Annotated in this window: 22 protein-coding genes; 15 read left to right on the plus strand and 7 right to left on the minus strand. The window is 64.2% G+C overall.

Annotation, left to right across the window (positions count from 1 at the left end):
* Nucleotides 1–6: 6 nt before the first annotated feature.
* Nucleotides 7–1221, plus strand: a complete 1215-nt coding sequence (locus tag HMPREF9710_RS12000; protein ID WP_005666676.1) for an EAL and HDOD domain-containing protein — start codon at nt 7–9, stop codon at nt 1219–1221.
* 431 nt (nt 1222–1652) lie between these two features.
* Here the strand turns inward: HMPREF9710_RS12000 and HMPREF9710_RS12005 are convergent, their stop codons facing one another.
* Entirely contained in the window at nt 1653–2144 is a 492-nt protein-coding gene (locus tag HMPREF9710_RS12005; RefSeq protein WP_005666678.1) for an Hcp family type VI secretion system effector, read from the minus strand.
* Nucleotides 2145–2269: 125 nt separating this feature from the next.
* Here HMPREF9710_RS12005 and HMPREF9710_RS12010 point away from each other — a divergent pair, with 125 nt between their 5' ends.
* From HMPREF9710_RS12010 to HMPREF9710_RS12065, 13 genes are all read left to right on the plus strand, one after another.
* Nucleotides 2270–2809: a lysozyme gene (locus HMPREF9710_RS12010; RefSeq protein ID WP_005666679.1), complete on the plus strand. Its 540-nt coding sequence runs from the start codon at nt 2270–2272 to the stop codon at nt 2807–2809.
* Nucleotides 2810–2821: 12 nt separating this feature from the next.
* On the plus strand, nt 2822–3280 hold the full coding sequence (locus tag HMPREF9710_RS27870) for a hypothetical protein (protein WP_157225555.1): 459 nt from the start codon (nt 2822–2824) through the stop codon (nt 3278–3280).
* Between the two features lie 446 nt (nt 3281–3726).
* Nucleotides 3727–6114 carry a DUF3141 domain-containing protein gene (locus HMPREF9710_RS12015; RefSeq protein WP_005666681.1) on the plus strand — a complete coding sequence of 796 codons (2388 nt, stop codon included), beginning with the start codon at nt 3727–3729 and terminating at the stop codon, nt 6112–6114.
* 11 nt (nt 6115–6125) lie between these two features.
* The gene (locus HMPREF9710_RS12020) at nt 6126–7064 is read left to right on the plus strand and encodes a phosphate acetyltransferase (protein ID WP_005666682.1); all 939 of its coding nucleotides are present in this window, start codon (nt 6126–6128) and stop codon (nt 7062–7064) included.
* Nucleotides 7065–7068: 4 nt separating this feature from the next.
* Nucleotides 7069–8271 carry an acetate/propionate family kinase gene (locus HMPREF9710_RS12025; protein ID WP_005666684.1) on the plus strand — a complete coding sequence of 401 codons (1203 nt, stop codon included), beginning with the start codon at nt 7069–7071 and terminating at the stop codon, nt 8269–8271.
* Nucleotides 8268–8915, plus strand: coding sequence for a 3-oxoacid CoA-transferase subunit A (locus HMPREF9710_RS12030; protein WP_005666686.1), 648 nt, complete (start codon nt 8268–8270; stop codon nt 8913–8915). The genes HMPREF9710_RS12025 and HMPREF9710_RS12030 overlap by 4 nt, the downstream gene beginning before the upstream one ends.
* A gap of 20 nt (nt 8916–8935) precedes the next feature.
* Nucleotides 8936–9619, plus strand: coding sequence for a 3-oxoacid CoA-transferase subunit B (locus HMPREF9710_RS12035; protein ID WP_005666689.1), 684 nt, complete (start codon nt 8936–8938; stop codon nt 9617–9619).
* A complete protein-coding gene (gene fabI / locus HMPREF9710_RS12040) occupies nt 9616–10398 on the plus strand; it encodes an enoyl-ACP reductase FabI (RefSeq protein ID WP_005666691.1) in 783 nt (260 codons plus the stop codon). The genes HMPREF9710_RS12035 and fabI overlap by 4 nt, the downstream gene beginning before the upstream one ends.
* 11 nt (nt 10399–10409) lie before the next feature.
* Complete coding sequence (locus HMPREF9710_RS12045) at nt 10410–10670, plus strand: hypothetical protein (protein ID WP_005666694.1); 261 nt, start codon at nt 10410–10412, stop codon at nt 10668–10670.
* Nucleotides 10671–10682: 12 nt separating this feature from the next.
* Nucleotides 10683–11726, plus strand: a complete 1044-nt coding sequence (locus HMPREF9710_RS12050; RefSeq protein WP_005666696.1) for a hypothetical protein — start codon at nt 10683–10685, stop codon at nt 11724–11726.
* Between the two features lie 37 nt (nt 11727–11763).
* On the plus strand, nt 11764–12633 hold the full coding sequence (atpG, locus tag HMPREF9710_RS12055) for a F0F1 ATP synthase subunit gamma (RefSeq protein WP_005666697.1): 870 nt from the start codon (nt 11764–11766) through the stop codon (nt 12631–12633).
* A gap of 11 nt (nt 12634–12644) precedes the next feature.
* Complete coding sequence (locus tag HMPREF9710_RS12060) at nt 12645–13070, plus strand: F0F1 ATP synthase subunit epsilon (protein ID WP_005666699.1); 426 nt, start codon at nt 12645–12647, stop codon at nt 13068–13070.
* A 1-nt stretch (nt 13071) separates the two neighbouring features.
* On the plus strand, nt 13072–13635 hold the full coding sequence (locus HMPREF9710_RS12065; protein WP_005666701.1) for a GNAT family N-acetyltransferase: 564 nt from the start codon (nt 13072–13074) through the stop codon (nt 13633–13635).
* A gap of 10 nt (nt 13636–13645) precedes the next feature.
* Here the strand turns inward: HMPREF9710_RS12065 and HMPREF9710_RS12070 are convergent, their stop codons facing one another.
* The 6 genes from HMPREF9710_RS12070 to metG all read right to left on the minus strand — a co-directional run bounded on the left by HMPREF9710_RS12070 (nt 13646) and on the right by metG (nt 20170).
* Nucleotides 13646–14410 (minus strand): flagellar brake protein, encoded by a 765-nt coding sequence (locus HMPREF9710_RS12070; RefSeq protein ID WP_005666703.1) that lies wholly within the window; start codon nt 14408–14410, stop codon nt 13646–13648.
* Between the two features lie 103 nt (nt 14411–14513).
* Entirely contained in the window at nt 14514–15353 is an 840-nt protein-coding gene (gene panC, locus HMPREF9710_RS12075) for a pantoate--beta-alanine ligase (RefSeq protein ID WP_040776163.1), read from the minus strand.
* 26 nt (nt 15354–15379) lie between these two features.
* Nucleotides 15380–16246, minus strand: a complete 867-nt coding sequence (locus tag HMPREF9710_RS12080) for a segregation and condensation protein A (protein ID WP_005666705.1) — start codon at nt 16244–16246, stop codon at nt 15380–15382.
* A 16-nt stretch (nt 16247–16262) separates the two neighbouring features.
* Nucleotides 16263–16472, minus strand: coding sequence for a DUF3460 family protein (locus HMPREF9710_RS12085; RefSeq protein ID WP_005666706.1), 210 nt, complete (start codon nt 16470–16472; stop codon nt 16263–16265).
* Between the two features lie 76 nt (nt 16473–16548).
* Nucleotides 16549–17865 (minus strand): enoyl ACP reductase FabMG family protein, encoded by a 1317-nt coding sequence (locus HMPREF9710_RS12090; protein ID WP_005666707.1) that lies wholly within the window; start codon nt 17863–17865, stop codon nt 16549–16551.
* A 163-nt stretch (nt 17866–18028) separates the two neighbouring features.
* Complete coding sequence (gene metG, locus HMPREF9710_RS12095; protein ID WP_005666708.1) at nt 18029–20170, minus strand: methionine--tRNA ligase; 2142 nt, start codon at nt 20168–20170, stop codon at nt 18029–18031.
* Nucleotides 20171–20321: 151 nt separating this feature from the next.
* On the opposite strand from metG, the gene apbC reads away from it, so the two are divergent.
* Entirely contained in the window at nt 20322–21410 is a 1089-nt protein-coding gene (gene apbC / locus HMPREF9710_RS12100; RefSeq protein WP_005666710.1) for an iron-sulfur cluster carrier protein ApbC, read from the plus strand.
* Nucleotides 21411–21527 lie beyond the last annotated feature (117 nt).

The raw sequence follows: 21527 nt of genomic DNA on the forward strand, positions 1-21527 counted from the left end.
GTCTTCATGCATCGCACCAACTTCATCGTCCGCGAACCGCTGCTCGATCCAAAGCAGCGCGTTCTCGGCTATGAGCTGTCGTGGCAGCAGCACGACGGACGCATTCCCACCGACCATGACCTGGAAGGGCTGGTCGGTTTCGTGGCAGAACACGTCAACCACCAGGAACATGGCTGGCTGTTGCGCGACAAGATCCTGTTCCTGGATGCCGTGCCGGCCATGCTGTCGACCGACGCGCTGCACGCGCTGCCGCCGGAACGCACCGTGCTCGCCTTCGATATCCGCCAGCTGACCGACCAGGATGTGCGCTCCGCCGTGCAAGCCGTGCGCGCGGGCGGCGTCGGGGTGGCGATCCGCGGCTGCGACATCAACCTGCTGGGGCGCAACCTGGCGCCGTATGCGTCCTACCTCGAGGTGCGCTTCACCGGTTCCAATGTCGCCGACCAGGCGCGCACCTACGCCGCCGCCAAGCATTCGTCGCTGCGCATGGTGGGGCGGCCGGTCGGCACCTGGGCCGACTTCGACGCCTGCGCCGCGCTCGGGCTCGACGCCTTCGTGGGCAAGCTGCACCTGACGCCGCGGCCGGGCAATCCGGTCAAGGGCATGAACCCGACCCAGAACGTGATCCTGCAGCTGATGCAGCTGGTCCAGAATAACGAGGACGTGCCCAAGCTCGAAAGCGTGCTGAAACGCGACCCGGCCCTGACCTACAAGCTGCTGCGCTACATCAATACCGCGGGCTTCGGCGCCGGGCGCGAAGTGCAGTCGCTGCGCCAGGCGATTTCCCTGCTGGGTTATGCGCCGCTGTACCGCTGGCTGGTGCTGCTGCTGGCCACGGCCAGCTCGAGCGGCTATTCGCCGGTGCTGATGGAAACCGCCGTGGTGCGCGGCCGCCTGGCCGAGTTGCTGGGGCAAAAGTACCTGGGTAAAGGCGAGGCCGAGAACCTGTTCGTGGCCGGCATGTTCTCGCTGCTCGACCGGCTGCTGGGGCTGAGCATGCAGCAGGTGCTCGAGACCATCCAGCTGCCCGACGGGGTAGTGCAGGCGCTGACGCGGCGCGAAGGCCCGTATGGGCCCTACCTGGCGCTGGCCGAGGCCTGCGAGCTCAACTCGAACCTGGTGGCGTCGCTGGCCGATGCGCTCGCGATCACGCCCTCCGAAGTCAACCAGGCCCACCTGTCGGCGCTGGCCTGGGCGCAGAGCGTGGCAGTCGACAACTAGCGTTTGACCAAGGGCTTCCGGTCGCCCCGGGCTGCGTCCCACTGAAGGCGAATGCCGCTGGGGCTGGATGTCGTCCACCAGCGCCCCCCGCCGTTTCTCGCTGGGGCGAGAACGCTCGCTCTCGCTCGCGCCGCTTTCGCGGTCGATTGCCGCGCCGTGGGCGGCACGGATGAGGCAGCGCGACCCCGGCGCGAGTTACCCATCGCTCCTCCCCCTCATGCCCTCTTCACTGGGCCAGGGCTACTCGGTGGAAAACTCTCTGCATCTGCTTTTAAGCAGTTTCTACATGTGTAAGTAAGATGCTGTTCGCGAAGTGAAAATAAAAAGCCCCGAAAACTCTCGCCGGGGCGCTTTTCTTTGCTTCGTGACAAATCGAAGGTGGTGAAGCAAATAGGCCCGGAGCATTCCGGGCCTTCTAATATACTCCCTGCTTACGCGACTTTATTAGCCGCTAAATCCCACCCGCCGACAGTCGAGCCACCTCCGCCTCCGCCGATCTTCTGTTGAGTGTATTTCCATTTTACCTTGGAGAATTTCAGGCTTACATGCTCCTGTAAAATCGCACCGGCTTCGATGCCGGGCGAAATGGCGCCGATGAGAACGTTATCCAGTTCGATTTCGAAATACTTGATTGGATTTCCGTTCCCGTCGGCGCGCATGAATTCGAACTTGGCTTTTGGTATGGTTTTTCCCATTGCGCAGGTCTGCATAAGAATTGGCGACGACAAGTCCGCCATTTTGCTGAACGTGACTTCTTCCAGTTCGACTCTTTCTGCCGTATGGCCCCCGCCGGTCGATGCGGTTGCGCTGCGGGGTTGAATGAGTCCCCAGTTCACCGACGCGCACTCAATCCAATCCTTATGCTTGTCATCCTGCGACTCGCCCTTAATCCCATCGATTTGCAGATAAACATCGATTGCCATGATTCCTCCGGTGTTTGTTGAGCCTGTTATGCTGCCTCAGCTAATGCCGGGTCCACTTGTGCAGAGTCAATAGCTCTTTCGTCCGTAATGATAGCTTGATTATCTCCATCACTATGGAGCGAAATATGACTAGCAACAAGCCCGCCCCCGTAAGGCCTACTGCCAAAATGAGAATGTCTCCTGAGGGGCGCGCTCGCCTCCGAGCAACTGAAAAGGCGATATATCGATATTACAATGATATGGGGAAAAACAAGGGGCATTGCACTTGGGGAGTAGGCATTCTCGCTCACAAGGGCGTTTGCACAAAAGAGGAGCTGGAAAAGAAGGTATCGGTCGAAATGGTTGACCAGGAATTCGAACGCAAGATTGCAGAGACCGAGGCAATCATTCACCGCAATATTAGAGTCGAACTCAATCAGGCACAGTTTGATGCGCTTTGCAGTCTCGCTTATAACACGGGAGCAACCGGCGCCAGCAAAACTTTCGGATATGTGAATCGTGGAGATTTTGCCGGAGCCGCCAACAATATGTCGTCACTGATTAACGTCACGGTAGTCGAGAAAGGCAGAAAAAAGCGCGTGATAGCTCCTGGACTTATCAAGAGACGTGCTGAAGAGAGCGCGCCATTCCGGAACGAGAAAGCCACCACCGCCACTCGCAACTAAGGAGAACTGCAAATGTCGTTGCTTCGACTTTTACCCTTGATCCGACGCGCCAGTATTCTGCAATTCTTCTTGTTACTTGTTCTTGTGGCAGCGCCTTCAGTCAAAGCCTCAGACTCGATAGAACGTATGGTAACGGGTAAATGGCGATTTACCAAGCCGATTGATAGCGCTAATGTCACCTCTCTCGATGACCGTGAGGCAGCGCAGCTAGTCGGCCAAATTTTCACGATAGGGAAAGATAAAGTCGCGTTCGGTAAGGAGGACTGCGGAGAGACCGGGTTTGAAGCAAAGAAAGTTGAGCCGACCCTATACTTGCGTAAAGCATTTAACTCAACCGTCGAAGGGCTCAAACTCCCCAATCCGGTTACGGTTGTTGAAATTAGTTGCACCTCAGTTTTTATTAGAAATCGGAACAGGCTTGTTATATTCTGGGACGGTTGGTTCTTTGATGCCGTGCGAGTAAGGAAGTAATCAGCGGCTTGCATTGCGCCGGGTATCTGCGCAAATATTCCAGATGCTCCGGCGAAATAATTTTCAGTGTCAGTTCAAAGACTCATCGCACAGATTCGGCGCGTTTCCCGATAAGGCCGAATCCTGAGCGTTCGATGCGAGTAGTTAGCCATCGCGGACATCTAATTGTAAGGACGGATTCGCAGCGAGCTGACACTGCTTCCCATCCGTGCCATCACTTATCCGCAGCCCGACGTGTCCAGGGCGCGTGCGACTTCCACTCCCATACTTTTCGGCTGAACAGCCGGCGCACCGGCCCGCCCGCAACCGCCATGAAGCGGCGGCAAAGTGGGACCATGGTCTGATTGTGGCTTGATCAGATAAGCCGAGAATGGGAGCTGCAGCGGATCAAGCGGCACGCACCTTCGTTTCCCGAGCAACGGCTTTCCTCCCTTTGAGGTTCGTACATGGACACTAAGCACCTTGCACGGAGCCATGAGATCGGCACCAAGATCAGTCTCATCCATCAAAAGCGCGTGAAGACCGCGCTGGCGCAGTTCGGCCAGCGCGCCCGGGCGGCGGTGGAAGAGGCGGCGGGCGACAAGGTCCCGGACGCCAAGGTTGGGCCTGCGGCCTGGATGGCCGGACTCAATCCCTGGTCGTACCAGCATTATGCGGTCGACGCCTTCCAGCGTTCCATCCTGTTCTGGGACACCTTGCGCCAGCGCGGAGACAACTTCCTCGAGCGCGCGGCGAAGGGATCGGCGCCGGTCCTGCATTTCGACTACGAAACCGTCCTCGACGGGCGCGGCTTCGCGCGGCCGGTCAACTATGCGCTGCTGCGGATCGTTCCGCCGGCCGGCGTCACGCTCGACCCCGCCAAGCGCCCCTATCTGATCATCGATCCGCGCGCCGGCCATGGCCCCGGCATCGGCGGCTTCAAGGACGATTCGCAGGCGGGCGTGGCGATGCGCGCCGGCCATCCGGTGTACTTCGTCAGCTTTTTCCGCGACCCCGAACCGGGGCAGACGATGCTGGACGTGTGCAGCGCCGAAGGGCAGTTCGTGAAACACGTGCGCGCGCTGCACCCGGCCAGCGAGAAACCGGCCATCATCGGCAACTGCCAGGGGGGCTGGGCGGCGATGATGCTGGCCGCCTCCAGCCCCGACGATACCGGACCGCTCCTGATCAACGGGGCGCCGATGTCGTATGTGAGCGGCGCCTGGAACGAAGGCGAGGGCGACAATCCGATGCGCTATGCCGGTGGGATGCTGGGCGGCACCTGGCTGTCCTCCTTCGTCGCCGACCTCGGCAACGGCGTATTCGACGGCGCACACCTGGTACAGAACTTCGAGAACCTGAACCCGGCCAACTCGCTCTGGGACAAGTATTACAAGGTGTACCAGCATGCCGACACCGAGCCGGCACGCTATCTGGACTTCGAGCGCTGGTGGGGCACCTATTACCTGCTGAACCGCGAAGAGATCGAATTCATCACCCGCAACCTGTTCGTCGGCAACAAGCTGTGGTCCGGCGACGTCAAGGGCAATACCGGCCAGGCCTTCGACCTGCGCGCCATCGAGATGCCGATCGTCCTGTTCGCATCGATGGGCGACAACATCACGCCGCCGGAGCAAGCCTTCAACTGGGTGGCCGACATCTATGGCAGCACCGAGGAAATCAAGGCGCGCGGCCAGGTGATCGTGGGCCTGCTGCACCAGAATATCGGCCATCTCGGCATTTTCGTCTCCGGCAAGGTGGCCAAGAAGGAGTATACGCAGCTGGTCTCGGTGCTCAATGAAGTCGAGCTCCTGCCGCCCGGCCTGTACGGCATGCAGATCACCGAAACCAGGGACGGCAGCCTTGATGGCAAGCCGCAATACGAGGTCACCTTCCACGAACGCCGGCTCGAGGACGTCAGCACCCAGTTCAATCGCTTCAACCGCGTCGACGAACAGCCGTTCGAGGCGGTGGCGGCGCTGTCCGACTTCAACCAGCGGGGCTACGAGCTGTTCGTGCAACCGTTGGTGAAGGCCATGTCCAACGACCTGAGCGCGCGCCTGCTGCGCATCTTCCATCCCTTGCGCGTGCAGAATTGGGCGCTGTCGAGCCGCAACCCCTGGATGGCGTGGCTCGAACCCGCGGCGCGGGCAGTCCGGGAGCAGCGCCAAGCGCTGGGCGAAGGCGATCCGTGGCGGCGCCTGGAAGACGCCGGCGCCGAACTGGTCAGCGCGTCGCTGGACCTGTATCGGGCGGTGCGCGACGCCAACACCGAAGCGGGCTTCTTCAGCATCTACGCGAACATGTACTCGCTCTACCTGGCGGACCGCAAACCGGCGCAAGCGGCGCCCGAGACGCAGGATGCGCGCGCGCTGCCTTACGTCCAGGAAGCGCTGGAATCGATCGCCGAGGGTGGCTATGCCGAGGCCTTCGCCCGCCTGGCCAGCCTGCGCGCCCAGCAGGGCGCGCTGCTGCCGCTGTCGCGTCTGGTCAAGCGCAAGGAACTGGCGCAGGCCTATGCCGACTATCTGCCGGACGTGCCGCTCGACCAGTGGCGCCGCCTGCGCGGCGAGCAGGAAATCATCACCAGTTACGAACCCGAGAAGGCGATCGCCACCTTGCCGGCGCTGCTGAGCGACCCGGGCGACCGCGAGCGGCTCCTGAGCCTGATCGACGAGTTGATGGCCGACGAGCGCGTGCAGGCGACGCCGCCGACGAGCGCGCAGCTGGCCATGGTGGAGCGGCTGCATGCATTGCTCAGTGGCGAACCCGGGGCCGAACCCGACGGCCAGGACGGCCAGCGGCCCGCCTTCCGGCCGGTGCCGGATTCGCGGACCTCCACGCGCCTTCATTGAAAGGACCCGACATGGAACCGAAGCACGAGAAATACCAGCGGCTGATCGACTATTGCAAGGAACTGCCGCCGTTGCCGACCGCCGTCGTCCATCCCTGCGACGCCAGCTCGCTCACCGGCGCGCTGGAAGCCGCGCGGATCGGCCTGATCGCCCCGGTCCTGGTCGGGCCGCGCGCACGGATCGAGGCGGTGGCGCAAGAGAATAGCTTGCGGATCGGCGACGTGCCGATCGTCGAGGCGGCCTACAGCCATGCGGCGGCGGCGAAGGCCGTCGAGCTGGTACGCGAGGGCAAGGCCGAGGCCTTGATGAAGGGCAGCCTGCATACCGACGAGCTGATGGGCGCGGTGGTCAAGCGCGAGACTGGGCTGCGCACCGCGCGCCGCGTCAGCCACTGTTTCGTCATGGACGTGCCCGGGTATGCCGATGCGCTGGTCATCAGCGATGCCGCCGTGAATATCGCGCCGACGCTGGAAGAAAAGATGGACATCCTGCAGAACGCCATCGACCTCGCGCACGCCCTGCAGTTCAGGGAAGTGCGGGTGGCGGTGCTGTCGGCGATGGAAACCGTCAACCCGAAAGTGCCTTCCACGGTCGAGGTCGCCGCACTGTGCAAGATGGTCGACCGCCACCAGATCCACGGCGCCCTGGTCGACGGCCCGCTGGCGCTCGACAACGCGATCGACCCGGACGCGGCCAGGATCAAGAAGATCGATTCGCCCGTCGCCGGGCGCGCCAACGTGCTGCTGGTGCCCGATCTCGAGGCCGGCAACATGCTGGCCAAGAGCCTGTCCTTCCTGGCCGGCGCCGATGCGGCCGGCATCGTCCTCGGCGCGCGGGTGCCGATCATCCTCACCAGCCGCGCCGACTCGATGGTGACCCGGCTGGCCTCGTGCGCGGTCGCCACGCTGGTGGTCAAGGCGCGCCGCGAGAGCGGCAAGCCGGTGAGGTGACGCCATGGCCGACCTCATTCTCGTGCTTAACGCCGGCTCGTCGAGCATCAAGTTCCGCGCCTTCGACGCCGGCCCGGCCGAACCCGAGCTCGTGCTCCACGGCCAGGTCGAAGGGCTCTACAATGCGGCGAAATTCAGCGCGAAGGACGCCGACGGGGCGCTGATCGGCGAGCGGCGCTGGGAAGCCGACGCCGCGCTCGGACACCAGGAGGCGACCGACTACATCGGCGACTTCCTGCGCAGCCACCGCGCAGAGCACCGGCTGGTGGCGGTCGGCCACCGCGTCGTGCATGGCGGCGTGCAGTTCACCGAAGCGGCGCTCGTCACCCCGGCCGTGATCGAAGCGCTCGACCGTTTGACGCCGCTCGCGCCGCTGCACCAGCCGCACAACCTGGCGCCGATCCGCACCCTGCTTGATGCGCGGCCGGACCTGCCGCAAGTGGCCTGCTTCGACACCGCCTTCCACCGCGCGCAGCCCGAGGTGGCGCAGGCCTATGCGCTGCCGGACAGCATCACCAGGCTGGGGGTGCGGCGCTATGGCTTTCATGGCCTGTCGTACGAATACATCGCGTCGGTGCTGCCGGCCTATCCGGAGCTGGGCGCCGCCCGCGCCACCCTGGTGGCGCACCTGGGCAATGGCTCGAGCCTGTGCGCGCTGGCGGGCGGCAAGAGCGTGGCCAGCACCATGGGATTCACCGCCGTCGACGGCCTGCCGATGGGGACCCGCTGCGGCAACCTGGACCCGGGCGTGGTGCTGTTCCTGATCGACTATCTCAAGATGGATGCGCGCGCCATCGAAGACCTGATCTACAAGCAGTCGGGCCTGCTCGGCGTGTCGGGCATCTCGAGCGATATGCGGACCTTGCTGGACAGCGACGATGCGCGGGCGCGCTTCGCGGTCGACCTGTTCGTCTACCGCATCGGCCGCGAACTCGGCTCGCTGGCCGCCGCCACCGAGGGCATCGACGCCCTGGTGTTCACCGCCGGCATCGGCGAGCATTCGGCGCTGATCCGCGAACGGGTCTGCCGCGCGGCGCGCTGGCTCGGGGTCGACCTCGAGCCGGCCGCCAATGCGGCCGGTGGGCCGCGCATCAGCACGGCGGGCAGCAAGGTCTCGGCCTGGGTGATTCCGACCAACGAGGAGTTGATGATCGCGCGCCATACGAGAGCAGTCGTGCGCAAGGAAGCAGTGAGGGCGGCGGCATGAAAACGGTCAGCCTGGAGGACTCGGTCGCCATGATACCGGACGGGGCCAGCCTCATGATCGGCGGCTTCATGGGCGTCGGCACGCCGCAGCGGGTGGTCGACGAACTGGCGCGCCAGGGCAAGCGCGAGCTGACCGTGATCGCGAACGACACCGCCACCCCAGGCCGTGGCATTGGCAAGCTGGTCACGGCCGGGGCCGTGCGCAAGGCGATCGTCAGCCATATCGGACTCAACCCGGAAACCCAGCAAAAGATGATCGCCGGCGCCATCGAGGTCGAACTGGTGCCGCAGGGCACCCTGATCGAGCGCCTGCGCGCCGCCGGCCATGGCCTGGGCGGCGTCCTGACGCCGACCGGCGTCGGCACCGCGGTCGAAGAGGGCAAGCGCAAGATCGAGGTCGACGGCGCGCCCTATCTGCTGGAGACCGCGCTCGGGGCCGATTTCGCCCTGGTCGAGTCCTTTCTTGCCGATTACGAGGGCAACCTGGTCTATGCCCTGACCGCCCGCAATTTCAATCCCGTGATCGCGATGGCCGCCAACACCGTGATCGTCGATGCCGCCCATATCGTGCCGGTGGGGATGATTTCGCCCGACCATGTCGTGACGCCGGCGGTGCTGGTCGATTACCTCGTGGCCCACAGGTGATAAACGAGGAAGGCCGTACCATGGACGCTCCCACCCTGATCGCCAGACGCATCGCCCAGGAACTGCGCGCGGGGATGCTGGCAAACCTCGGCGTCGGCATTCCGACCCTGGTCGCCAACTACGTCCCGCCCGGGATGCACATCTACTTCCAGTCCGAGAACGGCCTGATCGGCACCGGGCCGATTCCGGAGGAAGGCCTGGCGCAGTCCTATCTGACCGACGCCGCCGGCCAGCCGGTCACGGCCCTGCCTGGCGCCGCGACCTTCGACAGCGCGCTCTCGTTCGGCCTGATCCGTGGCGGGCACCTCGACCTCACGGTGCTGGGCGGCCTGCAGGTGGACCAGGGGGGCTTGCTGGCCAACTGGATGATTCCCGGGAAGATGGTGCCCGGCATGGGCGGCGCCATGGATCTGGTGACGGGCGCCAGGCGTGTCATCGTCGCCATGCAGCATACCGCCAAGGGCAAGCCGAAGATCGTGCGGCAATGCTCGCTGCCGCTGACGTCGACGCGCGCGATCGACCTCCTGGTGACCGAACTGGCCGTCATCGGCTTCGAAGGCGGACGCGCCACCTTGCTGGAAACCGCGCCCGGCGTCGGGGTGGAACAGGTGCTGGCCGCCACCGAGGCCGAGCTGGTGGTGCCGGGCCAGGTGCCGCAGATGCGGATCGAGGGCATGAATTCAATCGAAGGAGCTTCGTCATGACGAATGAACGCCACCGCCCGATATTGGAGGGCAAGAAGGCCCTGGTCTCCGGGATCGCCAACGAGCATTCGATCGCTTACGGATGCGCCAAGGCATTCCGCGAGCTCGGCGCGGAACTCGCCATCACCTATACCGGCGAAAAGACCAGGACCTATGTCGAACCGCTCGCGCGCGAGCTCGGCGCGCCGATCTTCATGCCGCTCGACGTGACCAGGCCGGAAGACATCCAGGCCGTGTTCGGCGAAATCGAACGGCAATGGGGCAAGCTCGACCTGTTCGTGCACTCGATCGCCTGGGCGCCGAAGGAAGACCTGCAGGGCGGGCTGCTCGACAGCAGCGCCGAGGGCTTCGGCCAGGCGATGGACATCTCGTGCCACTCCTTCGTGCGCATGGCGCGCCAGGCGGCGCGCCTGATGAAGGACGGCGGCAGCATGTTCACGATGAGCTACTACGGCGCCAACAAGGTGGTCGCCAACTACAACCTGATGGGGCCGGTGAAGGCGGCGCTGGAAGCGTGTGCGCGCTATCTGGCCTACGAACTCGGGCCCAGGCATATCCGGGTGCACGCCATGTCGCCGGGGCCGCTCAAGACGCGCGCGGGCTCGGGCCTGAAGGACTTCGACCTGCTGCTCGCGCAGGCGGCCGAGCGCGCGCCGCTCGGGGAGCTGGTCGACATCATGGACGTCGGTTTCGCCTGCGCCTTCCTGGCCACGCCGTATGCCAGGCGGCTGTCCGGCGAAACCATGTATGTCGATGGCGGCGTGCACATCATGGCCTGAAAGGAGCTGCGATGGCTGACTTAGTGATGGGAAACGTGGAGGCGGGCACCAGCGACGAGGATATCAAGGCCTTCCTGGTCAAGTATGGGTTTCCGCCGTTCGACGAGATCGAACACCTGCCCGGCAACGGTTCGCGGCCTGCGGTGCTGTTGACGTTCCGGGATGCGCCGCCGGAAGCGCTGCGCACTCTGCTGCCGCGCGTCCAGGACATGTTCTGGAACAACCGGAAGATTCATGTGCATATCGTCAACGAACGCTATAACCAGCAGTAACGAGGACCGGCGATGGGTTTGCTCGACAGGATCAGGCGCGAGGGCGATAACGCCACGGCGCAGGACAGGGAAAGCGTCAACGCGGCGATCGAACGCCTGCTGGCGCTGCATCCGCAGCTGGGCCTGGCGCGCCACTGCCGCAAGCATCTCGCGCCGGCGGTGGCGACCTCGTACGCCTATGTGCGCGCGCTGGTCGATGCCGTGCCGGCGGCGCGCGAGGCCAGCGCCGCGGCCTGGGATGGCGACCCCTATATCCACGCCTGGTTCGCCGGACCCGACGACGTCGCATTGCGGATCAGCCACTCGACTGACTTGCGGGCTTATTTCGCCGACAACGGCGACGTGCCCGAAGCGTATGCGGTGCTGGGGATGGAGCTGGTCGAACGCCACGTCCTGGGCGCCAGGGCAGAGGGTGAAACGATGCGCCGCGACGTGCCGCAGACCACGCTGAGTTTCGGCGACCACCAGGTCAGGATGTGCGGCCGCGTCGACGCCGAACTCAGGGATGAGATCGTGCGGCGCCTGCTGGACGAGCTCGCGCTGGCGGGACTGGCGCGCAGCGCCGCGGACAAGTCGCGCCGCGCCGCGCTCGAGTGCGAACGTGCGCTGCTCAAGACGCGGCTGCAACTGCTCGAACGCCAGGGCCGCGGCATCCGCTCGGTGATCGGCGGCGACGTCGCGAGCGACCTTGGCGAGCTGGCGCGGCTGAAAGAGCGGGTCGAGGAAAACGCGCGCGACTTGGCCGGGCTGGGGCTGCGCGAAGACGCGCTGGAGCGCGAACTCGAGCAGGTGCGCGCGGTGTTCGCCCAGCCTGCACGGCATCTGTCGGTGTCGACCAGACGCTTGACCCTGGACCGGATGAACGTCGTGGTCGAGCCGGGCACGCCGACGGGCGCGCCAATGAGCGACCTCGAATTCCGGATCGCGCGCCTGCCGACGCTGCCACCGCGGGTGCGCGCATTCGCGCTGGTGCGCTTTGCGCGGACCAGCCTGCTACCGGAAAAAAGCGTGTTCGAGGAAGCCGAGCAACTGCTGGCGTCGGGACTGTGGTCCTGATGCCGGTTCACCAGGCAGCTTACAAGGAGCAGACATCATGGCTGGGGGCAAGGAAATACGCGACAAGATCAAGAGCGTGGAAAGCACCAGGAAGATCACCAAGGCGATGGAAATGGTCGCCACGTCCAAGATGCGCAAGGCGCAGGAGCGGATGCGCGCCGCGCGTCCCTATGTGCGCAAGATCCGCAACATCACCGGGCACCTGGCCGAGGCGAGCCCCGAATACAGCCATCCCTTCCTCATCACGCACAGCGAGGGCAAGCGGGTCGGCTTCATCGTGGTCACGACCGACAAGGGCCTGTGCGGCGCCATGAACACCAATATCCTGCGCACCGTGACGCAGGCCATGCGCGAACACCAGGAACGCGGCATCGGCAGCGACCTGGTCGTCATCGGCAACCGGGGACTGTCCTTCATGAACCGCATCGGCGCCAGGGTGGTCGCGCATGCCGTGCAACTGGGCGACACCCCGCACCTCGAACGGCTGCTGGGCCCGGCCAAGGTGCTGCTCGACGCCTACCAGAACGCGCAGGTCGACGCGATTCACCTGTGCTACACGAAGTTCATCAATTCGATGAGCCAGCAAGCGGTCATCGAGCAGCTGGTGCCGCTGGTGCCGGAAAACGTGCGGGCCGAACGGGGCACGCATGGCTGGTACTACCTGTACGAGCCCGAACCGGCCCAGGTGATCGACGACCTGCTGATCCGTTATGTCGAGGCGCTGATCTACCAGGCCGTGGCCGAAAGCTTCGCGTCCGAGAATTCGGCGCGCAGGATGGCGATGAAGGCGGCCAGCGACAACGCGGCGAGCATCATCGACGACCTCAAGCTGGTCTACAACAAGACGCGCCAGGCGGCGATCACGAAGGAACTGTCCGAGATCGTCTCCGGCGCGGCGGCGGTCTGAGCGAGAACATCATGGCAACTCCTACGATCCACGTCAGCGTCGTCTCGGCCGAGGAAGGAGTGTTCGAGGGCGACGCGGAGTTCGTCGCGCTGCCCGGCGAAAGCGGCGAGCTCGGCATCTATCCCACGCATACGCCCCTGATGACACGGATCCGGCCGGGGGCGGTGCGCATCAAGGTGCCGGGGCAGGAGGACGAAGAACTGGTGTTCGTCGCCGGCGGCATCCTGGAAGTGCAGCCGTACGAGGTCACGGTGCTGGCGGACACCGCCATCCGCGGACGCGACCTGGACGAAGCCAGCGCGAACGAGGCGCGCAGGCAGGCCGAAGAGGCGCTGCGCAACCGGGACACCAAGATCGACTACGCCAAGGCGCAGTCGGAACTGGCGATCGCGATTGCGCAAATCCAGACCCTGTCGCGGCAAAAGAAACGGCGCTGAGATGCAGAACGACCCACCTGGCAGAGCGGGGCTGCCGGCCCTGGTACAACTGCGCGACGGCCGCACGGTCTGGCTGCGCGCGATCCGGACGCAGGACGAAGACGAACTGCGCGACGCCTTCCATCGGCTGTCGGCGGATTCGCGCTACGCGCGCTTCATGATGCCGGTGCGCGAGCCGTCGCCCGCCATGCTGGCGGCGGCGACGCGCCCACACCCGGACCATGACCTGGCGCTGGTCGCCGTCAGCGGGGAGGGCGGGCCGGACCAGGACATCGTCGCGGGCGCGCGCTATGTCGGCGCGCAGGGCGTTGATACCTGCGAGTTCGCCGTCACCGTCGCCGACGACTGGCACGGACTCGGCCTGGCGCGGCGCTTGCTGGAGATACTCATCGCGCAGGCCACGGCGCGCGGATTGCGCTGCATGGAGGGGTATGTGCTTGCCGCCAACACGCCGATGCGGCGGCTGGCCAGGCGCCTGGGCTTCGTCGACCGGCAATGCGACGACGACGCCACGCTGCGGGTGGTCAGGCTGGACCTGGCCGGCGGCGTCGCCGACGCAGGATAGAGGGCGCCGGTCAGCGCGCCGCGGTGCGGCGCTCGCTGGTCAGGAAGCGCTCCAGCGTCTGCTGCATCTGCATCGAGATGCTGCAAAAGCTGCAGCCGATCTGCACCTGGTCGCCCAGCAGGAAGGTGCGGAACGGGCGCATCAGGCGCACTTCGAGGTCGGCCGTGATGACCAGCGCCGGCCCGAGTTCGAGCCGCACGCCGATCAGTTTCTTGCCGACGTGTAGCCCGAAACACTGTTCGGGCGTGGCCCGCATGCCGACGCCGCCCTGGGAAAAATCGTAGAGCGGCAGTTCGACCTGGCGGCCCGACAGGCCGAAGCTGGCGCTGTAGTTGGCGCCGACCGGGGTCTCGACCCGGCGCGCCGAGCGCCGGTTCAGCACCAGGCAGTGTTCGGGGAAGGTCGCCGGCACCAGGTGCGGCTGGCCGGGCAGGCTGTCCCAGTCGCTTTCGAGTTCGAATTGCAGCTTGGCGTTGCCGCCGATCGCGCTGACGAAGGTGGCGTGGTGGGTCATTGGCAATTCACTGCCAGTGAAATCCAGCACGAAGTGTGGCAACTCCGGATCGACCGACTCGATCCGCACCAGGATCGGCTCCTGGATGCCGGAATAGACGGTCACCGGATCGCCGCTGAGCGACAGGGCGGTCAAGGCTTCGCCGATGTCGAAAGGATCCGACATCTGGTGTGGCGCGGCATTGCCGGGAATGCGGCTCAAGAGGTCGGAAGACTTTGGCGGGCCCTTGCGGGCAATGGCGACGGCATCGGAGACGTTCACGGCGGGGTCCTGGACGTGATTGTAAAATGCTGCTGCACGGAAGTATAACGCTCTTTGCAATCTTGTTGCAATCCGGAAATCAATCGTGCAGCATTGGCATCGATCAAATTTCCAGGTTATCGATGAGGCGGGTGGCGCCCAACTTGGCCGCCGCCAGCACCACCAGCGGCTCGCCGCGCTCCAGGTCGGCAGCTTCCGGCGCCTGCAGGTCGATGCGCTTGCGCACCGAAACATAGTCCGGTTTCCAGCCGCGGCCGGCCAGGGCCGCCATCGCGCGTGCTTCGACGGCTTCGATGTCGCGCTCGCCGCCGCGGATGGTGTCGGCCACCACGTTCAGGTGCTGGTACAGCACCGGGGCTTCGGCCCGCTCGTCGCTCGAGAGGTAACCATTGCGCGAGGACAGGGCCAGGCCGTCCTCGGCGCGGAAAGTCTCGGCGCCGATGATTTCGGTCGGCAGGGCGAACTGGCGCGCCATATTACGAACGATCATCAATTGCTGGTAATCCTTCTTGCCGAACACGGCCACGCGCGGCTGCACGCACGAGAACAGCTTGGTCACGACGGTGCACACGCCCTCGAAGAAGCCGGGGCGGAACTCGCCTTCCAGCGTATTGCCCAGGCCTTCCGGCGGACGCACGCGGTATTCCTGCGGCTCGGGATACAAATCCTTCTCGGTCGGCGCGAACAGCACGTAGACGCCTTCTTTTTCCAGCTTGGCCACGTCTTCCTGGAAGGTGCGCGGGTATTTGTCGAAATCCTCGTTGGGGCCGAACTGCAGGCGGTTGACGAAGATCGAGGCGACCACCGGGTCGCCGTGACGGCGCGCCAGGCGCATCAGCGACAGGTGGCCTTCGTGCAGATTGCCCATTGTCGGCACGAAAGCGGTGCGCAGCTGGCCGCGCAACTGGTCGCGCAATTCGTCAATGGAAGAAATGATTTTCATGGTGAACGGATGAGAATAAACCGGCATCAAGCCGGCGAATAGGCGAGGCGCACGTAGATCGGTGCAAAGGGCTCGGCCTGGGTAATTTCGATCAGTGTTTCTTTCGCCAGTTCGAGCATGGCGACAAAATGGACGACCACGATCGGTACTGTATGCTGGCCCGCGAACAGATCGCCGAACTCGACGAAGCGCTGCGATTGCAGGGTGCGCAGGATGGCCGACATATGCTCGCGCACCGACAATTCCTGGCGCCCGATCCGGTGGTGCTGGGTCAGCTTGGCGCGGCGCAGCACGTCGAGCCAGGCGCGCTGCAAGTCCCAGGGATCGACGTCGGGCAGGGCGGTGTTCAGGCCTTGTTCCACGAACAGTTGCGGGCGCACGAAGTCCCGGCCTTCTTGCGGCACATTGCCAAGCGCGACGGCCGCGGACTTGATCTGCTCATAGTCCAGCAGGCGGCGCACCAGTTCGGCGCGCGGGTCGCCGACATCCTCGACCAGGTCGTCCTGGCGCTTCGGCAGCAGCATGCGGGATTTGATCTCGATCAGCATCGCAGCCATCAACAAGTATTCCGCCGCCAACTCGAGGTTGCTCTTGCGGATCTGTTCCACGTATTCCAGGTATTGCAGGGTCACCTGCGCCATCGGGATGTCGAGGATGTTGAAGTTCTGCTTGCGGATCAGGTACAGCAGCAGGTCGAGCGGACCTTCGAAGGCGTCGAGGAAGATCTCGAGCGCGTCGGGCGGGATGTACAGGTCGTTGGGCAGGCGCGTCAGCGGTTCGCCATACAGGCGCGCGATCGCGGCGTCTTCCGGCGAGGATGGCGCGGCATGCTGGTCATCCACGGCGGCTTCCAGAGGGATATCCTCCCCCTCGGCCGCCCCCTGGGGCATCATGCGCGCGCTCCTGGCCTCAGACCTTGGTCTGGTACGGGTAGGCCTGCTGGCGCAGGCGCGATTCCTGGATGCGGGCCTGCTCGTCGAGCGAGACCGGCTCCTTGTCCCACAGCAGGGCGCGGCCGGCGACCTGGCCTGCGTCCAGGTGCGGATTCTGCTTCTTCAGCTCCGAGATGAACTTGGTGTGCTCGGATTCGTACATCACGTGTTTTTTCGAGAAGATCATGGTTCGCTTAAGATAAATGACGGCTGGTTGCCGGCGACGGGCAGATTCTTCTGCCACCCGCCGCCGGCGTCAAGTCTTACTTGTGCAACTCGTTCAGCTGGCGGGCGATGATGTCGTGGTTGAGCCACAGTACCGGCGCGATTTTTTCCGACGCGCCATGGAACATCAACGGACCGGCGCCTTCCAGCACCAGGCTCGACAGGTGATCGGTGATCAGCGCCTTCTTGTCCTTGTGCAGGCCGGTGATGGCTTCCGAGGTGCCGATCATGACGTCGGCCAGCTCCGGGGTGTTGTCCATCGGCCAGGCTTCGAAGTTGCGGAAGGTGGCGCTGGTCGCATCGTTATTGTACCCCTCGATGGTGTCGAGCAACTGTTGCAGCGAGGTGCCTTCGCCCAGCAGCTCTTCACAGATGCGCCACTGCTCGTCGGCCCAGGCGCCGCCGCCTTCCTTCTTCAGCGCGCGCAGCAGCGGGAACAGCGACAGCTCGACGCCGACGAAGATGTCGGACGAGTTGGTGCGGATCTCCGGGCAGTTGAACACGGTCGCGAAGGTGCCGTTCTTCCAGGCCGCTTCGGCGATCGATTCCAGGCGCATCTTGGCGTAGCCCTGGGTGTAGTTGGTGTAGGTCTGCCACTGGTACTCGTCGCCAATCAGGATCTCGGTGCCGTGGTAGCCGTAGGCGGTGTAGCGCACTTCGCCGCCAGCCTGGGTCACGCGCTCACGAATGGCTGCGGACGCATCGATCAGGTACTTGAGCGTGTTGGCCGAGACTTCGTCGAAGTTCATCAGGATCAGCTTGCCCAAGTCGCTGTCGAGCAGGGCGCGCGACGACATGAAGCGCTCGCCGCGGCCTTTGTAGATGCGGTTGGCGATGGCCAGGAAGGCCTTGATCTTCGGGATGCCGCCGGCCATCGTGTGGGCGAAGAAGACGTTGGCGCCTTCCGGCACCAGCTTGTCGATCTCCGCCATCACGGTCGCGGCCGAGCCGGTGAAGCGGGCCACACCGGCGGCGCGGCAGCGCTCGATGCGTTCCCAGTCCAGCTTTTCTTCCTGCCAGTTCTTCAGGGTGATACCGGACAGCATTTCGGTCGGGTTCTGTTCGCCTTCCGGGGCGTCCATGTCGAAGCCGGCCATCAGCGGCACATTGATGATGCGGCCGCCCAGTTTCTCTTCCGCCTCGGCCAGTTCTTCGTCGTTCAGGGCGCGCAGGGCGCCGCTGTCGTCGCGGCGACCCACGGTGACGCCGACGATGGTCATGCCGGCGGCGCGCGCCTGGTCGATCAGGCCGTTCACATAGCCGCGGCCGAACAGTTCGCCGAACAGGACGAAGACGTCGCCCTTACGGAACACATTGGCTTCTGGGATATGGCGGAGAGGAGTCAAATCGGTCATATTATTAGCTACCTATCAAAAGAGTTTGTGGCGGCGTTTTGTCATATTTAAAACATGGCATTGTACACACACGCCACAAGCTCGGGAATGCTTCCCGAGGCTTGCATGAGGCCGCTCTACGACCAGCCGTGCCGGTGGTAGAGCGGCCTCATGCCTTAACAATTCAGCGGATACGCATGCCCGGCGTCGCGCCCGGCATCGGGTCCAGCAGGTACAGGCCCGGGTTCGTTTTCTCGTCGGCGCTCGAGGCGCACAGTACCATGCCTTCCGAGACGCCGAATTTCATCTTGCGCGGCGCCAGGTTGGCGACCAGCACGGTCAGCTTGCCGATCAGGTCTTCCGGCTGGTAGGCCGACTTGATGCCCGAGAACACATTGCGGTGACGGCCTTCGCCCACGTCCAGGGTCAGGCGCAGCAGCTTGCTCGAGCCCTCCACATGTTCGCAGTTGACGATCTTGGCCACGCGCAGGTCGATCTTGGTGAAGTCGTCGATCGAGATTTCCGGGGCCAGGGCTTCGATGTCGCTGTCGCCGGCCGACTCGGCCTGCGGTGCTTGCGTTGCCTCAGCCTTCGGCGCCGGTGCAGGAACCGCGGCAGGCGCAGGCTTGTCGAACAGGTTCTCGACCATCTTGGCATCGACGCGCTGCATCAGGTGCGCATAGGCGCCGATGGTGCGGCCGAGCATGGTTTCGTAGACGGCGGCGCCATGGGTGTCGGCCCAGCTCAGTTCGGCATCGCCCAGGAATTCCGTCACGCGCGCCGCCACGTTCGGCAGCACCGGCGCCAGCATGATGGTCAGCTGGCGGAACAGGATGAGCGCCGTGGTGCATACGTCGTGCAATTGCGCGGTTTTGGTTTCATCCTTGGCCAGCAGCCAGGGCTTGTGCTCGTCGACGTACTGGTTGATGACGTCGGCGATTTCCATGATCTCGCGCAGGGCGCGGCCATATTCGCGCGCCTCGAAGGCGGCGGCGATACTGGTCTGGCGCTCGGCGCCGTCTGCCATCAGGGCCTTGCAAATGGTGTCGCGGGCGGTCTGCGACAGGCTGTCGGCCAGCTTGCCGTCGAAGCGCTTGGCGATGAAGCCGGCGCAGCGGCTGGCGATATTGACGTATTTGCCGATCAGGTCGCTGTTCACGCGGGCCACGAAGTCGTCGCCATTGAAGTCCAAATCTTCGACCCTGGCGTTGAGCTTGAAGGCCAGGTAGTAGCGCAGCCACTCCGGGTTCATGCCCAGTTCCAGGTAGCGCAGCGGCGAAATGCCGGTGCCGCGCGACTTGGACATCTTTTCGTTGTTGACGGTCAGGTGGCCGTGCACCGCGACCTTCAGCTTGTCGATGATCGGGTGGCCCGAGAAATTCAGCATCGCCGGCCAGAACAGCAGGTGGAACGAGACGATGTCCTTGCCGATGAAGTGCAGCTGTTCGGCGTCGGGATCGTTCAGGAAGGCGTCGAAGTCCTTGCCTTGCTTCTCGAAGTAATTTTTCAGGCTGGCCAGGTAGCCGACCGGCGCGTCCAGCCACACGTAGAAGAATTTACCCGGCGCATCCGGAATCGGGATGCCGAAGTAGGGCGCGTCGCGCGAGATATCCCAGTCGGCCAGCTTTTCGCCTTCTTCGCCCAGCCATTCCGACACCTTGTTGACCATCTCGGGCTGCAGGCGGCCCGGGGTGTTCAGCCATTCCTTCAGGAACTGGAAGCAGCGCGGATCGGACAGCTTGAAGAAATACTGCTCCGATGGCTTCAGCACCGGGGTCGAGCCGGTGAACACCGAGAACGGGTTGATCAGTTCGGTCGGCTGGTAGGCGGCGCCGCATACTTCGCAGTTGTCGCCGTACTGGTCCTTGGCGTGGCAGACCGGGCATTCGCCCTTGATGTTGCGGTCGGCCAGGAACATGCCCTTGGCGGTGTCGTAGAAGCGGTCGACGGTCTTGGTGACGATCAGGCCGGCATCACGCAGCTTGCGGTAGATGCCCTGCGACAGTTCGACGTTTTCCGGCGAATCGGTCGAATACCAGTTGTCGAAGGCGATATGGAAGCCGTTCAGGTATTGCGGGCGGCCGGCAGCGATCTTGGCCACGAATTCCTGCGGCGTGATGCCTTCTTTCTCGGCCGCGATCATGATCGGCGTGCCGTGGGTATCGTCGGCGCAGACGAAATGCACCTCGCGTTGCGTACCATTGTCGCGCTGCATTCGCTGGAAGCGCACCCAGATGTCGGCCTGGATGTATTCCATCATGTGGCCGATATGGAAGGCAGCATTGGCGTAGGGCAGTGCGGTGGTGACGAACAGCTTGCGGGTCATGGTGTCGAAACGCTCGGGTTATATGAAAAGAAGCATTTTACCAGTGGATGGCCCTGCGCGCTCAGGGGGTATTGCCCGGTTTTGCGTCCATCGGCCCAGCAAGCCGGCCGTTTTGCGCTACACTTCGCCCCAATATCATCCGGAGAGCACCATGAGCATCACTGAGAACGACGTCAAGACCGCTTTGTCGGAAGTCATCGATCCTAACACCCAAAAAGATTTTGTCACGACCAAGTCGGTCAAGAACATCAAGATCGAAGGCGGCCAGGTCACCTTCGAGCTGGAGCTGGGTTACCCGGCCGCCAGCCAGGTCGAAATGTTGCGCGGCATGGCCGCCGCCGCCGTGCTGGAACTGCCCGGCGTCGAAGGCGTCGCCATCCGCGCCTACAGCAAGATCGTGTCGCACACCGTGCAGCGCGGCATGAAGGTCATGCCGAACGTCAAGAACATCATCGCCGTCGCCTCGGGCAAGGGTGGCGTTGGCAAATCGACCACGGCCGTCAACCTGGCCCTGGCCCTGGCCGCCGAGGGCGCCAGCGTCGGCATGCTCGACGCCGACATCTACGGCCCATCGCAGCCGATGATGCTGGGCGTGTCCGGCCGTCCGGTCAGCCACGACAACAAGAGCATGGAGCCGCTCGAGAACCACGGCATCCAGGTGTCGTCGGTCGGCTTCATGATCGATCCGGACGAGCCGATGGTATGGCGCGGCCCGATGGCCAGCGGCGCCCTGCAGCAGTTGCTCGAGCAAACCAACTGGCGCGACCTGGACTACCTGATCGTCGACATGCCGCCGGGCACCGGCGACATCCAGCTGACGCTGTCGCAGAAAGTGCCGGTCACCGGCGCCGTCATCGTCACCACCCCGCAAGACATCGCCCTGCTCGACGCGCGCAAGGGCCTCAAGATGTTCGAGAAGGTCGGCATCCCGATCCTGGGCGTGGTCGAGAACATGAGCACCCACACCTGCTCCAACTGCGGCCACACCGAAGCGATCTTCGGCCATGGCGGCGGCGAAAAGATGTGCGCCGACTTCGGCATCGATTTCCTGGGCGCGCTGCCGCTGACCATGGCGATCCGCGAACAGGCCGACGCCGGCCGTCCGACCGTGGTCGCCGATCCGGAGGGCCAGGTCGCTGCCGTCTACAAGCAGATCGCGCGCAAGGTCGCGGTCAAGATCGCCGAAAAGGCAAAGGACATGAGCAGCAAGTTCCCGAGCATCGTCGTCAAGAACGACTGACGCGAGTCGGGGCGCCAAGCCCCGCTCCACTCCCTCCCGCCGACGCGCGCCAGCACCTTGTTGTTGGCGCGCGTCATTCATTTCGCATCCCGAAACTGCGCCGATCGGTCAGCATTT

Source organism: Massilia timonae CCUG 45783 (assembly GCF_000315425.1).
In the GTDB taxonomy this organism is placed as follows: domain Bacteria; phylum Pseudomonadota; class Gammaproteobacteria; order Burkholderiales; family Burkholderiaceae_D; genus Telluria; species Telluria timonae.

Bases quoted from the DNA above. Each gene is read 5' to 3' on its own strand.
- HMPREF9710_RS12000 (WP_005666676.1), top strand. From the start codon at position 7: ATGCATCGCACCAACTTCATCGTCCGCGAACCGCTGCTCGATCCAAAG.
- HMPREF9710_RS12005 (WP_005666678.1), bottom strand. From the start codon at position 2,144: ATGGCAATCGATGTTTATCTGCAAATCGATGGGATTAAGGGCGAGTCG.
- HMPREF9710_RS12010 (WP_005666679.1), top strand. From the start codon at position 2,270: ATGACTAGCAACAAGCCCGCCCCCGTAAGGCCTACTGCCAAAATGAGA.
- HMPREF9710_RS27870 (WP_157225555.1), top strand. From the start codon at position 2,822: ATGTCGTTGCTTCGACTTTTACCCTTGATCCGACGCGCCAGTATTCTG.
- HMPREF9710_RS12015 (WP_005666681.1), top strand. From the start codon at position 3,727: ATGGACACTAAGCACCTTGCACGGAGCCATGAGATCGGCACCAAGATC.
- HMPREF9710_RS12020 (WP_005666682.1), top strand. From the start codon at position 6,126: ATGGAACCGAAGCACGAGAAATACCAGCGGCTGATCGACTATTGCAAG.
- HMPREF9710_RS12025 (WP_005666684.1), top strand. From the start codon at position 7,069: ATGGCCGACCTCATTCTCGTGCTTAACGCCGGCTCGTCGAGCATCAAG.
- HMPREF9710_RS12030 (WP_005666686.1), top strand. From the start codon at position 8,268: ATGAAAACGGTCAGCCTGGAGGACTCGGTCGCCATGATACCGGACGGG.
- HMPREF9710_RS12035 (WP_005666689.1), top strand. From the start codon at position 8,936: ATGGACGCTCCCACCCTGATCGCCAGACGCATCGCCCAGGAACTGCGC.
- fabI (WP_005666691.1), top strand. From the start codon at position 9,616: ATGACGAATGAACGCCACCGCCCGATATTGGAGGGCAAGAAGGCCCTG.
- HMPREF9710_RS12045 (WP_005666694.1), top strand. From the start codon at position 10,410: ATGGCTGACTTAGTGATGGGAAACGTGGAGGCGGGCACCAGCGACGAG.
- HMPREF9710_RS12050 (WP_005666696.1), top strand. From the start codon at position 10,683: ATGGGTTTGCTCGACAGGATCAGGCGCGAGGGCGATAACGCCACGGCG.
- atpG (WP_005666697.1), top strand. From the start codon at position 11,764: ATGGCTGGGGGCAAGGAAATACGCGACAAGATCAAGAGCGTGGAAAGC.
- HMPREF9710_RS12060 (WP_005666699.1), top strand. From the start codon at position 12,645: ATGGCAACTCCTACGATCCACGTCAGCGTCGTCTCGGCCGAGGAAGGA.
- HMPREF9710_RS12065 (WP_005666701.1), top strand. From the start codon at position 13,072: ATGCAGAACGACCCACCTGGCAGAGCGGGGCTGCCGGCCCTGGTACAA.
- panC (WP_040776163.1), bottom strand. From the start codon at position 15,353: ATGAAAATCATTTCTTCCATTGACGAATTGCGCGACCAGTTGCGCGGC.
- HMPREF9710_RS12080 (WP_005666705.1), bottom strand. From the start codon at position 16,246: ATGATGCCCCAGGGGGCGGCCGAGGGGGAGGATATCCCTCTGGAAGCC.
- HMPREF9710_RS12085 (WP_005666706.1), bottom strand. From the start codon at position 16,472: ATGATCTTCTCGAAAAAACACGTGATGTACGAATCCGAGCACACCAAG.
- HMPREF9710_RS12090 (WP_005666707.1), bottom strand. From the start codon at position 17,865: ATGACCGATTTGACTCCTCTCCGCCATATCCCAGAAGCCAATGTGTTC.
- metG (WP_005666708.1), bottom strand. From the start codon at position 20,170: ATGACCCGCAAGCTGTTCGTCACCACCGCACTGCCCTACGCCAATGCT.
- apbC (WP_005666710.1), top strand. From the start codon at position 20,322: ATGAGCATCACTGAGAACGACGTCAAGACCGCTTTGTCGGAAGTCATC.